The sequence below is a fragment of the Mesorhizobium sp. B2-1-8 genome (genome assembly GCF_006442545.2).
Taxonomy (GTDB): domain Bacteria; phylum Pseudomonadota; class Alphaproteobacteria; order Rhizobiales; family Rhizobiaceae; genus Mesorhizobium.
In genome coordinates, this window is the sequence record NZ_CP083952.1 from 5068073 (window position 1) to 5080811 (window position 12739).

Below are 12739 nucleotides of genomic sequence, written 5' to 3' on the forward strand. Positions count from 1 at the left end.
GCATCCAGATGCCATCCAATCGTTTCGCCTCTGCGACGGTGTCTTGCTCTTATCAGCCCGCCGGACGGGCCATGGCCGACGCCAGCCGAAGGCGTACGGCAGAACAAAGGGGTAGTAAGGCAAGCTGTTGCGACTTCATCGGCGCCATGTTCTGGTCGAGATGTCCCATGATCCAGATGGAACCGAGCACTATCAGCGCGACGATCAACACTCCGAAGGCGAGGGCCAGAATGTTGTTTGTGTTGTCTGGTCCGCTCGTCAGATGCAGGAAGAAAACCAGATGCACGCCAATCTGTGCAAGGGCCAGCACGACCAGCGCGGAAATCACCGCGGGCTGGTAGATCAACTCCGTCCTGGCGGCGATGAAGGACCCCACAGTCAACAAGGCCGCGAGGCCATAGCCGAGTAGATATCCCGGCAGTCCAGCCGCGGGCTCGTTGCGCGCGATCGTCTCCTCACCGGGGGCGGTATCGCGGGTGTCCCTGGAGGCGTCGGATGAGACGGTCTCGTCTGTCATTGTGATGCTCCCAGCAGATAAACCAGGCTGAAAATGGCGACCCAGATAATGTCGAGGGCATGCCAGAAAAGGCTGAAGCAGTGGAGCCTGCGTAAGATCTCGACCCGAAAGCCCTTCACCCAAAGCTGGGCCATCATGGTTCCAAGCCACAGGATCCCAAGCCCCACATGGACGCCATGGCAGCCGACCAATGCGAAGAAGGCCGACAGGAACGCACTTCGGGCGGGACCGGCACCCTCCCCGATCATGGTGATGAATTCCTGTCCCTCGAGGAGCAGGAACAACGCGCCAAGCACGCCGGTGACCAGGAGCCACGCCTGTGTGCGGATCATCGAACGTCTTTCGACCGCCAGGGAGGCCAAGCCTGCGGTGAAGGTCGAGGTCAACAGAAGTCCGGTCTGAATGGCAACGCGTGTGAGGTCGAACAGCTGTTTGCCGGTCGGCCCGTTATCGGTTGCATTCGCTAGCACCGCGTACGAAGCGAAAAACGCCGAGAACATAATGATATCGGACAGGAGAAAGATCCAAAATCCGTAGGTGACGGTTACAAATTTCGAGGCGGGACCGCCCTCGCCGTGTCCGGTGGCACCCTGGTGTCGTGAGCGCCCTTCTCCCTGCCCGCTCGAACGGCCCAGCACGTAGGGATCGCGTCTGGCACTTCCAGCGGCGATGTCGCTGGGCATCGTGTCGAAGTGGTCACTCATGTCAGTTGTTCCCTGCGCCGCAGCCTGGCGATTTGCGCGGCCGTGCGATCGCGGTCGATCCGTTCGACCTCCTCGGCCGGGATCACGATCTCGGCCTGGTCGCGCCAGGCGAACACGACAAATGTGGCATAGGCGCCGAGGAACCCGAGGATTGACAGCCACCATATGTGCCAGATGAGTGCGAACCCAATGATCGTCGCGAAGAAGGCTGACACGAAACCCGTCGGGCTGTTCTTGGGCATGTCGATCGGCTCGTACTGCCTGTCCGTCTTTGGATCTTGGCCTTCGATCGCGTGTTGTTTCATGCTCCAATAGGGCTCCTGGTTTTCAACATGCGGCTGGTGCGCAAAGTTGAATGGAGGCGGAGGCGACGGTGTGGACCACTCCAGCGAGCGCCCGTCCCAAGGGTCGCCCGTGTCGTCGCGAAGCTGGTCACGGTCCCTGATCGACAGTAAGAGCTGAGCGATCTGGCACGCCGCTCCAACAAGCATCACCGCGACACCGGCCGCCGCGATGACGATCCACGGTACCCAGGCGTCCACCTCGATATGCTGCAACCGGCGCGTCATGCCCTGCAGACCCACCACGTAAAGCGGTGCGAAGACGAGGATGAAGCCGAGCAGCGTGAACCAGAAAGCCGCCTTGCCCCAGCCCTCGTGAAGGCGAAAGCCGAACGCCTTTGGAAACCAGAAGGTGAAGCCGGCGAACGCGCCGAAGAGAACGCCTGAGATAATCACGTTGTGGAAATGCGCCACCAGGAAGAGCGAGTTGTGAAGGACAAAGTCGGCTGGCGGGACGGCAAGCAGAACGCCGGTCATTCCGCCGATGGTGAATGTGGTGACGAAGCCAAGCGCCCAAAGCATTGGGGTGTCGAAGCGGATCTTCCCGCCATACATGGTGAAGAGCCAGTTGTAGATCTTCACCCCCGTCCCGACAGCGATCACCGAGGTGGCGATGCCGAAGGCCGTATTTACATTTGCGCCCGCGCCCATGGTGAAGAAGTGGTGCAGCCAGACCATGAAAGACACGAGACAGATGAACATCGTCGCCGTCACCATCGAGCGGTAGCCGAACAGCGGCTTCGACGAAAACGTGGAGAAGATTTCGGAGAACACACCGAAGGCGGGAAGCACCAGGATATACACTTCCGGGTGGCCCCAGGCCCAGATGAGATTGACGAACATCATCTGGTTCCCACCGGCTTCGTTGGTGAAGAAATGAAAGCCGAGGTAACGGTCGAGCGTCAGCATCGCCAGCGTTGCGGCAAGGATCGGGAAGGCAGCCACGATCAGGAGATTGGCGGCCAGCGATGTCCAGCAGAACATTGGCATGCGCAGATAGCCCATGCCCGGGGCACGCATTTTCAAGATGGTGGTAACCAGGTTCACGCCGGTCAAAAGGGTCCCGACGCCGGATATTTGGATCGCCCACAGATAGTAGTCCACACCGACCCCGGGCGAATATGCGAGCTCGGAAAGTGGCGCATAGGGCAGCCAGCCGGTACGCGCGAACTCGCCGACGACCAGGGACATGTTGACCAGGAGGGCGCCCGTCGCCGTCAGCCAGAAACTGACCGAGTTGAGGGTGGGGAAGGCCACATCACGTATTCCCAGTTGCAGCGGCACAACGAAGTTCATCAGTCCGATCATGAACGGCATCGAGGCGAAGAAGATCATGATGGTCCCGTGGGCCGAGAATATCTGATTGAAGTGCTCGGGCGGCAGGTAACCGGGTCCGTGAATCGCAAACAGCTGCTGAGTACGCATCATGATTGCGTCAACGAAGCCACGCAGCAACATCAGCATGGCAAGCACGATGTACATGACACCGATGCGCTTGTGATCGACCGACGTTATCCAGTCATGCCACAAATAAGGCCAGTATCCCTTGAGCGAGATCCAGCCCAGCACGGCGAGGCCGGCAATAAACACGATCAACGCCGCTCCAAGTGGGATCGGCTGGTCAAACGGAATGGCCGACCAGTCGAGCTTACCGAGCATCGTTCGCCTCCTCTCGTTCCTGCGGTGTTGGGCTTGCCGAACCGGTGGGCGACGGCGCTGCCTTGGGCCTGATGGCCGGCTCGCCGCCGGACTGGTTCTTGGCCCGACCGGGGCCCGGGGGCAGCGCCTGGCGCACGATGGCATCAAACAAGCCTTGTTGTGCATGACCAAACACGGACGCCGGCACTTCGGAGCCTTGTTGCGCCAGCTTGCGGTAGAGGTCCGCGTTCAAGACGCCGGTATCAGCCTTCAGGCCGGACAGGAACGCGCCATATTCCCGCGCGGGAACCGCATGCACCAGGAAATGCATGTCCGAGAAGCCGTCGCCGCTGAAATGCGCCGACTGCCCATAGTAGGTGCCCACATGGTCTGCCTGCAGGTGCAGCTCCGTCCGCATGCCATTCATGACGTAGATCATGCTGCCGAGCTGGGGTATGAAGAACGCGTTCATGACGCTGGCGGAAGTCAATGTGAAATGCACGGGCACACCAGCCGGGATGACCAGATTGTTGACGGTGGCGACTTGCTGGTCGGGATAGATGAAGAGCCATTTCCAGTCGAGCGCCACGACCTGGACGTTGAGCTGCGGCTTATCGGAGGCTATCGGCGTGCGCGGATCGAGGTGCTGTGATCCGTAGTAGATAAGCCCCCCCAGGAAGAGGATCGTCAAGGTTGGAATACCCCAGACGATCAGCTCTATGCGACCGGAGTAGACAAACTCGGGATCGTAGCGGGCTTGGCTGTTCGAGGCTCGGTATTTCCAGGCGAAAAAAAGCAAAGCAACCAATGTCGGGATCACGATTACCAGCATGATGGCCAGGGAGTTGAGCAGGATCTTGGCGTTGCCGGCCGCGATTGGTCCCTGCGGGTCCAACACCCCTCCCGAACACCCGGTCAAAATCGCCGACATGCCCAACAAGGTGGGGACGGCTCGCGAGATGCGCGCCATGGCGGCTTGGTGGCAATCGCACGTTTCCCAGGCGCGTCCTTCGACCTCGCCCCTGCGCGCCCTGCACAGCGCCATCCCTGCGCTTTGGCGGTTCCCAGCTCTCATTCGAACCAACCCTTCACGGCCTCCCGGCGTGGCCGATGTTGAATCCGCGACACCATCACAGCGCTGCAGCGCCCCCAACATGGGCTTGCCAACGGTCCCGACAAAACCGGCATTTCGTGGCTACGGCCCCGGGAGAGCGTAAGCGGCAACCTGATCACCGACCTGGTGCTTCAGAATGGTGTTGCCGCCGGCAACGAACACGACGTATTCGCGGCCGTGATATTCATACACGGCCGGATTGGCCACGGCGGGCGCCTGGACGATGTCGGACCACAGTTCCTTGCCACTGGCGAGCGAATAGGCGCGTACCTTGGCGTCCATGGAAGCGCCGATGAAGATCAGACCACTTGCCGTCACCGCGGGGCCGCCAATCGTCACGGAGCCGAGGTCTTCGGGCATATAGAAGCCCCACTTTTGCGACGCCCCCATCGGCCGGCGCCACTTGATGTCGCCGGTGGTCATGTCGATGGCCGCGATTTCTCCAAAGGGCGGCGCCCAGCAGGGCATGCCAAGCCAATTGAGAGCGTTTCGCAGTGACATGCCGTACGGTGCGCCCTCCTGTGGATAGTAGCCCTGCTCATTGCCGGAATTGCCAGCAAGCCGCTCGTATTCGGCGCGGGGATAGAGCTTTATGGATTGGACGACGTGCGAGAAATTGACCACCGCAGTTTGGGTGTTAGGATCGAATGCGACCCCACCCCATTGCACTCCGCCCGCCGAATCCGGGTAAGCCAGCACGCCGTCGCCTTTGAGGGTGGGCGGGCTGTACATGCCACGGTACGAAAGGCTGTCCCATAACCGGCTGCACTCGCCCAGGCCGACGACATCAGCTATTCGCCAGATTGGTGGCTTTCTGGACTGGTCCAGCAGCGGCGCGGGTTTGGTCGGAAATGGCTGGGTGGGGGCGTAGACCTCCCTTTGCACGGCACCGTCTCCGGCAGGCACGGGGCGCTCCTCGATCGGCCAGACGTCTTTTCCGGTGCGCCGGTCGACCACGAACAGAAAGCCCATCTTCGTCGCCTGCATCAGGGCGGGAATCTGTTTGCCCGCAACAGTGATGTCCATGAGCGTGGGCGCCGAATTGATGTCGTAATCCCAGATGTCGTGATGAACCCACTGTCGCGACCAGACGACCTTGCCGGATTCCAGGTCCAGGGCGGTGGTGGACGTTGCAAGCGGTATCGGGTCGGTACGGTTGCCGCCCCAATAGTTCGGCGACGGGCTGGAGACTGGCAGGTACAAAAGCCCAAGCCCTTCGTCCACGGACATTGCCGTCCAGACATTGGCGGTGCCGGTGCGTCTGGCGATCCGCGACGGCAGCGCCGAAAACGACCACTGTCGCGCGCCCGTCTGCGGATCCAGCGAGAACACCGTGCCGGGTGGCGCCTCGGCATAGGCCCAATCCTTGCCGGCCCAGCCGATGATGACATGATTGCCCGCCACGGTCGGCGGCTGCAAGAGCGACAGCGGAAACTTGGCATTGACATCGTTCCACTGGTTCACGTCCAGCACGCCAGCCGAGCCGAATTTCTTGCAGAGCTGTCCGGTATCGGCGTCCAGCGCGAAGAGGTGCGCGTCCATGGTGCCGAGATACACGATCTTCTGACAGCCCTCGCCCGCAATGGGCTTCTTGCTCTCCCAGTAAGCGACGCCTCGGTTCTTGAGAGCCGGCTGTGTCAAGGCTTTCAAGGTGGTTTTGGACTCGAACTTCCACTTGATCGCCCCTGTGCCGGGATCGAGCGCCAGCACCCCGTAGAAGGGGGTCCCGATATAAAGCGTATCATTGGCGAAAATGGGGGTTGCGGACCAGACGGACGCCGGCAATGCGCCTGAGCCATCCGACATATCGCCGGTATGCACCTCCCATACCTTACGCAGCGAGCCGACGTTTCGCACGGTGATCTGGGTGAGCGGCGAATACTTTTGGCCGTTGAGTTGGCCGTGAAAGCTGTTCCAGGTCGGTCCAGGCGGGATCAGCGGAATTGGCTTGGGCGCAGGCAGCGGGGCTGTTGCCGCCTCCTTCGGCGATCCTGCATCCACGGCCGAAGGATTGCTGCCCCCGCTCGTCTCTTTCGGCTGTTTAGCGGCATCCGGTATGCCGCCCGGTTGTGACTCGGGTGAATTGTTGTCATTTTGGGCAGAGACGGGATGAAGGCCAAACGCCAGCAACAGAAAGACGGCAAAGCTCAGGGCCGAGCGGAAGACAGCAGTTCTCATGGTTGTGTCCTAAGTCTTGGTCTGGCGGAAACCTAGCGTGATCAACAGTCCGGCCAGCACAACGGCAACGACCGCCACGAGCCACCAAGCGTGGAGAAAGACGGCGGCAGTGAATGTGCCGAGCGCTCCCAGAAGGCCCAAGATCCAGGCCAGGATGAAAACGGGCCCGCTATTTCTGAAGCGCAAGACGAGGCCGTCCAGCGCAAGCGCCAAGCTGGCGATGAGCACGAGCATGGCTCCGGCGGATCCGGTTACCCCGGTCAACGGGGCCGCGAAGTAATAGAAGGCGATCGCGGACGCCAGCACCGCCGCCGTGATGATGACGAGCGGCCCACTAGCGGTGACGTGCGGCAGTTGATGGGTCTTCATGATCATTCCTGCGAGGTCTTGGGATAGCCGCCCGCGGGCGTCTTGCGCCTGCGGCGAGGCAAGTTTGCTAACCTGAAGCCGGACGGTCTGTTCCAACCGCGGCTTCAAGATTTGGTGAGCGGCGGAAGCGCGCGGCTGTGCGTAGGCCTCAGCGCTGGGCGGCCCGCGCCGCACCGAGGGCGGGCACATAGGCGAGCAATTCCGATAGGAAGATTTTTCTGGGTGGCTTCAGTTACCGCCATCGGCATTCGCGTCCGTTGGAAGGCTATCGCAGCCAATTCCTTTACATCAGGCATAGCGCGATCGGTAACGGCGATCGGGTTATCACCGTGGAGACCGGACGCGCCTTCGTTATCCATCGATGTTTCCCTTGGTCGACAGTCCCTGCCTCGGCCTTAGTCGCCCGGGAACCGATCGCGCCTGGATAGTCGGCTGGCGGCCCTGGCACGCAAGGCGCCGAGCACCGCGCGGACCGCATCGATATCTGAACCGCGAGGCGGGATCGATGGCCTGAAAATCAAGCGACCGTTGCGGAACTCGAAGCCCTGTGCGTTCTTGAAGCGCCATTCGGATGCCACCGGTTTCTTACGGAAGGTGATCGCGATGGCTTCGGGCCCCACATCGATCTTGCTGACGCCCAGTTCCGCCGCGACTATGCGCAACCTGGTGAGTTCCAGAAAATCCGCGACTTCGCCGGGAATCTCTCCAAAGCGATCCTCAAGCTCTTCGCCGAATGCGTCGAGGTCCGTCTCCGAAGTCATGTGAGACAGCCTCGCATAAAGGCCGACACGCACCGTGGGCTCGCTGACGTAGCTTGCGGGAAAGGCCCCATTGCCGGGGCCGTTGATGTCGGCAAGCTGCTTGTCGGGATTGGCCCCACCTCCAGCCAGCGAGACAGCCCGCTCCAGAAAATGCTGATAAAGGCCCGCTCCGATCAGCTTCATGTGCCCGGCTTGATCTTCGCCGAAGAGGTCTCCTGCCCCGCGCAGGTCGAGGTCTCTTTGACTGATCGCGAGGCCGGAGCCAAGCCGATCGAGCGCAATCATGGTCGAAAGTCGAGCTCTTGTGCCTTCGGCCAGTTCGACGCCAGGCTCGGTCAGAAGAAAGGCAATGGCCTGCACCGCTCCCCTTCCGACTCGGCCGCGAAGCTGGTGCAACTGTGCCAGACCGAATCTGTCCGCCCGCCAGATCAGGATGGTGTTGGCCCGCGGTACGTCGAGGCCGCTCTCGATGATGTCTGTGCTCAACAGGACGTCGCCGTCACCGTCAGCGAATCCCACCATGATTTCGTCTAGCCGTCTCCCTTTCATTGCGCCATGCGCCGTCTTGACCGCGAGTTCCGGCACCAGTCTGTTTAGCTGCTGGCGAACCGGATCGATGTCTTCGATGCGCGGAACCACTAGGAAGCTCTGTCCGCCCCGGCGAAATTCGCGCAAAAGGGCGGCTCTAGCCGAAGCTGGATCGAAGGGCGCCAGGATCGTGCGGACGGGGCGTCTTTTGGCGGGCGGAGAGTTGAGGACGCTGACCTCCTGGACACCCGACATCGCCGATTTTAGCGTCCGCGGTATCGGGGTGGCGCTCATGCTCAGCGTATGAAGGCGGGGCGCCATGTTCCGCAGCGCCTGCTTCAACTTGACGCCGAACCGGTGCTCCTCGTCGATCACCAGCAGTCCCAGATTGGCGAAGATGACGCTCTTGGCAGCCAGGGCTTGCGTACCCACAACCACGGCGAGCTGGCCGCTCCGCAGCCGCTCCTTGACCGTTCTCGCCTCCGCCACTCCGATCATTCTTGAAAGGTGGGCGACCTCGAGGCCAGTTCCCGCAAATCGGCGGCTGAACGTCTCGTAGTGCTGCCGTGCCAAGACCGTTGTCGGCGCTATTACCGCAACCTGTTTCCCACAGAGGGCTGCGGCGGCGCAGGCACGCAGGGCCACTTCAGTCTTGCCGAAACCGACATCGCCGCAGACAAGCCGGTTCATTGTTCTCCCAGACGACAGGTCGTCGAGCACGTCGTGGATGGCGGCAGCCTGGTCGGGAGTCTCCGTATAGGGAAATTTCGCCGCAAACCGGGCCAGGTCCTGGCGGGAAGGTTTTATGATCTCGGCTGGCTGGCTGGACCTGGCCTTGGCAAGGCCCACCAGGCCCCTGGCTAGCCTGTCGATCTCGCGCAACGCAGCCTTGCGTCGGCTGAGCCACCCGTCGCTGTTCAAGCGATCGAGCGGCACCGCACCGGGCTCCGACCCGTAGCGCCATATAAGCCCAAACTCATCGACCGGAACCAGCAAGGAAGCTCCGCCATCGTATTCCAGCCTGACGACATCCTGTTGTTGCCCGGCCAAGTCGACCTGTTCGACCGCCACGAGCACGGCCAGGCCATGGTCCTCATGGACGACGACATCGCCAATGCGCAACTCGGGTTCGAGCAGGCTGGCCGCGCTGCCGTTTGCCTTCAAGGCAGGACCAAATAGGTCGGTCGCCGTCACCACCGCGACACAGGATTGCTCGTCGACAAACCCGTCGTCGATGACGAATTCAGCCTTGAGAAGAGAGCCGCTTTCGGCCGAACGGATTTGCGGCCAGTCCGCCGCCGCTTCCATGCGCCGGCCAAGCTTCCGATCGAGCAGACGATCCGCTCGGTGCAGTTCAGGGGCCTCTCCCGTGAACACCACGCTGACGCCCGACCTTGTCTGCCTTTCGACGAACTCGGCGAATTGATCCCGGGATCGCGCTTGCTGATAGAATTTGGCAACTCGGGTGGCCGAAACAGTAGCATTTGTTCTGCAGTGTTTTCGAACTACGGCGTCCCATTCCCCACGCGACAGGTAAAACTGTGCCGGCAGGGGCTTTTCTGGCCCGGTAACCTCTCGCCTGGCACGACGTGCGTCTTCGATCAGGTCCAGGAACCGATCGAGCGGCGGGCCCTCGAGACCTTCTGGCAAGGAGACACAGGCGCTGGATGCCAGATCCAATACTGATGGCATACCGACATACAAGGCGACAAGGCGATCTTCCATCGACGTCGCGCGCATGGCCGCCAACTCGGGATGGTTCCCCGCTTCAAAAATCAGTTCGGACGCCGGTCCAACCGTGATCGACTCACGCGGTCGTTCGCTAAGCTGGCTGATCGGGTCGTATGTCCTGAGTTCTCGGATGCGGCTATCCGGACCGAGGACGACGCGAACGGGGTGATCGGCGCCGGCGGGAAAAATATCCATGAGGTCGCCCCGAAAGGCTATCTCTCCCGGTTCATCGACTCTCTCGTCGACACCGTATCCGACCGCCTCGGCTCTCGTTCGGAAATCATCCGGGTCGAACCTTTGTCCGGGCTCCAGGATTGTGAAGCCGCTGGCGATGACTGGTGCGGGGGGCACTCGCTGCAGAGTGGTCTCGATCGACAGAACCACGACGCGCGCACGTTTGGGCTCGCTTGCGATCTCACGGAGCGCGCAAAGCCTCCGCCCCATATTGGCGCGTGTCGGCCACACCCTGTCGTAAGGCAGACAGTCCCATGAGGGCAGGAAGATGATGTCCGCGCTCGGCAGAAACTGATGCAAAGCCCCGGCGATTTCTTCGGCGCTGCGTTCCGAGGCGGTGATATGGACCAGATGTTTGTTCGGACCCTCCTCCAGCGAGTCGGCCAGCGCCGCCGCAATTGCCGCAGAAGGCGGGACGCCCTGTTCTCCCGGACGTTTTCTGTCATTCGACGGATGATCGGCCTCCTCGATAGTTTCCGTCCGCGAAATCGGTCTGTTCACTGAAACCTCACCTTGCACCCAGTGGTGAACGTCAGCGGAGCAACCCTGTTCCTGTGGTGCGCATTGAAGGGGCCAGGCAGTGGAGGCGCGTACGATTGATCGCGTTCCGTCAAACAGATCCTAAGTGGAAGCGCAGAACTGGGACCCCACGCGACGGTAGCCGGCTCGGAAGCCTTCACCGCTATCCGGAACTTTTGGCATGGATAAAAGTTCGGTAGGCAAAATCAGCTAGGTGGCCATTTTGTCTCCCACTTCATCCTCGGATGTACTTGTCCGCAAGCTTCAGACCATCTCGGAGATTCGAGAGGCTGAAATTGCGATTTTGAAAAGCATACCGATCCAGGAGAAGGATTTTTCGGCCAATTACGACCTGGTGCGGGAGGGCGACCATCCCGTTTACTCGTTTGTGGTTCTGGATGGTTTGGTCGGCTCCACCAAATACACCGGCGATGGAAAGCGACAGATCACATCTTTCTTCGTCGCCGGGGACATTCCGGATCTGCACGGGCTGCATCTGTCTGTCATGGATTGCAATTTCTCGACCCTGACGCCAGCCCGAATGGGCTTCATGCGACACGACGTTCTACGCAACCTTTGCGACCAGCACCCTCGCATCGCTACCGCTTTCTGGCGGTCGACGCTGATCGACGCCGCAATATACAGGGAGTGGGTTACCAATGTAGGGAGACGGGAGGCTTATCCCCGCATGGCTCACATTCTGTGCGAACTCATCTTTCGCTTGCGATCGGTCGGACGCATTCAGGATCACGTTGCGGATATTCCCATCACCCAGGCAGCCCTTGGCGATGCATTGGGGTTGTCAACGGTTCACGTCAACCGAACGCTTCAGGAATTACGACGTGAAGGCCTCATCGCCACCACGGGGTCGCGAGTGCATGCAACCGACTGGCCCGGCCTCACCCATGCAGGAGATTTCGACACGACCTACCTGCACCAAAAGAACCCCGCAGCTTAGTTGTGACGGAAGCTCTCGATGGCACGTTTTTTCTTCGACAGCGGCGATCGCGATATAGTCTTGCAGGATGAGATAGGTGTCGAATGCGGTGGCATCGAAGAGATCCGCCGCGTCGGATTCGAGGGCCTTGTCGATCTGACGAGAGATGCATTGAAAAGCGTCGACGGAGAGCAATTGTTTGTCGAGGTGCGTGACGAAAATGGCGACAAGATTCTGCGGTTGAGCCTCTCACTTGAGATCAGATTGATGAGATGAATTCAAACCCGATGTCCGCACCGCGCCGCAGTTGCTCAACCGCTACTGTTTGTATGCATGAAAGGGAACCATCAGCGGCCCGCCAAGTTCGAACCCACGGACAAGCTCGGGTTCCAACATGGAAGAAATCGGCAAGCCGCAACAGAAGGCAATAGCCCGTCTTATACGTCAGTGGATTTCGTCGGACGCCAGCCGTCGCCAGCTTCGCCAGTTGCTGGATCTGCCGACTGATGCGGACATGCCCCGCGAGCATCGCTCACGGCTTGACGAACTCGACCGAAAGCTCGACGAGCTTGCCTGCTGGAAGACAAATCCAACTGGCACTCTATCGCGACGTGTACTTTCCAGGACGGTCACGAGGCGGAAGCTCTGAAGACGGAGACTAGTCCTCACCTTCCCAGGGGTTGTCGGGAAAGCTGTTCAAGTTCGTTCTCGTCCGTGATCCCGGCTTGATAATAAGCCAGGATGCGATGCGCGCTGTTCTCGCTCGGTTTCGGTCTCGTTTTTGAGATTGCTGCGTGCAAGGACGCGGCTCAGTACGGCAAGTTCTGTTGGGGTGAAGGCATCTCTATGCATCGCATCTCAACTCCCGCGCCATCCGCTTCGGACGGGGCCGAGGCGGCCTGAAGCTGTTGATACCAGCCTCTGATGCCGGAGAACAAGGATTGTACAACAAGCATTGTCCGGCGCGCGCCCTAACGCTGGACGGCAAAGAATGTTCCTCACGTCTTCGTAGAACGAAGCACAAAGCCAAATCGACCGGAGTAAGCCGCTTAGTGAACAGTCAGAGCCAAGGTCCGATCCCGGGGTGTGAGGTTCCAGACCTTGGTGCGCCTTTACAAATTGAGAAAAACCGCGCTGTCCCCACTGATCCTGGCATTGTCGAGTTGGA

Annotated in this window: 10 protein-coding genes; 3 read left to right on the forward strand and 7 right to left on the reverse strand. The window is 60.5% G+C overall.

The features are described 5' to 3' along the window. Positions 1–52: 52 nt before the first annotated feature. The 7 genes from cyoD to FJ970_RS25025 all read right to left on the reverse strand — a co-directional run bounded on the left by cyoD (position 53) and on the right by FJ970_RS25025 (position 10616). Positions 53–517: a cytochrome o ubiquinol oxidase subunit IV gene (gene cyoD / locus FJ970_RS24995; RefSeq protein WP_140764472.1), complete on the reverse strand. Its 465-nt coding sequence runs from the start codon at positions 515–517 to the stop codon at positions 53–55. Further along, positions 514–1221: a cytochrome (ubi)quinol oxidase subunit III gene (locus FJ970_RS25000; protein ID WP_140764475.1), complete on the reverse strand. Its 708-nt coding sequence runs from the start codon at positions 1219–1221 to the stop codon at positions 514–516. The genes cyoD and FJ970_RS25000 overlap by 4 nt, the downstream gene beginning before the upstream one ends. Further along, positions 1218–3221, reverse strand: a complete 2004-nt coding sequence (gene cyoB, locus FJ970_RS25005) for a cytochrome o ubiquinol oxidase subunit I (protein WP_140764478.1) — start codon at positions 3219–3221, stop codon at positions 1218–1220. The genes FJ970_RS25000 and cyoB overlap by 4 nt, the downstream gene beginning before the upstream one ends. Then, positions 3211–4170: a ubiquinol oxidase subunit II gene (gene cyoA, locus FJ970_RS25010; protein WP_224597697.1), complete on the reverse strand. Its 960-nt coding sequence runs from the start codon at positions 4168–4170 to the stop codon at positions 3211–3213. The genes cyoB and cyoA overlap by 11 nt, the downstream gene beginning before the upstream one ends. Before the next feature lie 225 nt (positions 4171–4395). Then, complete coding sequence (locus tag FJ970_RS25015; RefSeq protein WP_140764481.1) at positions 4396–6492, reverse strand: pyrroloquinoline quinone-dependent dehydrogenase; 2097 nt, start codon at positions 6490–6492, stop codon at positions 4396–4398. A gap of 9 nt (positions 6493–6501) precedes the next feature. Next, positions 6502–6957: a hypothetical protein gene (locus FJ970_RS25020; protein WP_140764484.1), complete on the reverse strand. Its 456-nt coding sequence runs from the start codon at positions 6955–6957 to the stop codon at positions 6502–6504. 299 nt (positions 6958–7256) lie between these two features. Then, a complete protein-coding gene (locus FJ970_RS25025; protein ID WP_181178800.1) occupies positions 7257–10616 on the reverse strand; it encodes a DEAD/DEAH box helicase in 3360 nt (1119 codons plus the stop codon). 241 nt (positions 10617–10857) lie between these two features. Here FJ970_RS25025 and FJ970_RS25030 point away from each other — a divergent pair, with 241 nt between their 5' ends. The 3 genes from FJ970_RS25030 (at position 10858) to FJ970_RS25040 (ending at position 12220) form a co-directional block, all read left to right on the forward strand. Next, complete coding sequence (locus tag FJ970_RS25030; RefSeq protein ID WP_140764551.1) at positions 10858–11592, forward strand: Crp/Fnr family transcriptional regulator; 735 nt, start codon at positions 10858–10860, stop codon at positions 11590–11592. Positions 11593–11610: 18 nt separating this feature from the next. Next, on the forward strand, positions 11611–11847 hold the full coding sequence (locus FJ970_RS25035) for a DUF6894 family protein (protein WP_140764490.1): 237 nt from the start codon (positions 11611–11613) through the stop codon (positions 11845–11847). A gap of 118 nt (positions 11848–11965) precedes the next feature. Next, complete coding sequence (locus FJ970_RS25040; protein WP_140764493.1) at positions 11966–12220, forward strand: hypothetical protein; 255 nt, start codon at positions 11966–11968, stop codon at positions 12218–12220. Positions 12221–12739: the final 519 nt, after the last annotated feature.

Coding starts and splice junctions, on each gene's coding strand:
- FJ970_RS25000 (WP_140764475.1), bottom strand. CDS start 1,221: ATGAGTGACCACTTCGACACGATGCCCAGCGACATCGCCGCTGGAAGT.
- FJ970_RS25015 (WP_140764481.1), bottom strand. CDS start 6,492: ATGAGAACTGCTGTCTTCCGCTCGGCCCTGAGCTTTGCCGTCTTTCTG.
- FJ970_RS25040 (WP_140764493.1), top strand. CDS start 11,966: ATGGAAGAAATCGGCAAGCCGCAACAGAAGGCAATAGCCCGTCTTATA.
- cyoB (WP_140764478.1), bottom strand. CDS start 3,221: ATGCTCGGTAAGCTCGACTGGTCGGCCATTCCGTTTGACCAGCCGATC.
- cyoA (WP_224597697.1), bottom strand. CDS start 4,170: ATGGCGCGCATCTCGCGAGCCGTCCCCACCTTGTTGGGCATGTCGGCG.
- cyoD (WP_140764472.1), bottom strand. CDS start 517: ATGACAGACGAGACCGTCTCATCCGACGCCTCCAGGGACACCCGCGAT.
- FJ970_RS25035 (WP_140764490.1), top strand. CDS start 11,611: ATGGCACGTTTTTTCTTCGACAGCGGCGATCGCGATATAGTCTTGCAG.